Annotated in this window: 1 protein-coding gene; it reads left to right on the top strand. The window is 43.5% G+C overall.

All coding sequences use genetic code 11. The features are described 5' to 3' along the window. The coding region (locus ACWHAR_RS30630) for a metal ABC transporter solute-binding protein, Zn/Mn family (protein WP_452088877.1) at positions 1 to 558 on the top strand (558 nt) is incomplete at both ends.

The raw sequence follows: 558 nt of genomic DNA, 5'->3' as shown, positions 1-558 counted from the left end.
AATGGAGCGGTTTGTTTGTGATTGCAGCGTGCTTTTTATTAGTTGCAGCATGCGGCAACTCATCAACAAAAGGGTCGGCGGATTCAAAGGATGATAAACTGCACGTTGTCACAACGTTCTACCCGATGTATGAATTCACAAAACAAATTGTAAAAGACAAAGGCGATGTGGATCTGTTAATCCCATCTTCCGTTGAACCGCATGATTGGGAACCGACGCCGAAAGACATTGCCAACATTCAGGATGCTGATTTGTTCGTTTATAATAGTGAATACATGGAGACATGGGTTCCGTCAGCTGAAAAAAGCATGGGCCAAGGCCATGCCGTTTTCGTTAATGCAAGCAAAGGCATTGATTTAATGGAAGGCTCTGAAGAAGAACACGAAGAGCATGATCATGGGGAGCATGAGCACAGTCATGCAATGGACCCTCACGTATGGCTCAGCCCTGTTCTGGCACAGAAGGAAGTTAAAAATATTACGGCGCAAATCGTGAAGCAGGACCCGGATAACAAAGAATACTATGAGAAAAATAGTAAAGAATATATTGCAAAACTGC

Source organism: Bacillus sp. LR--39, from assembly GCF_053613335.1.
The sequence above is the reverse complement of the archived record's forward strand: the minus strand, read 5'-3'. Positions and strand labels throughout refer to the sequence as shown.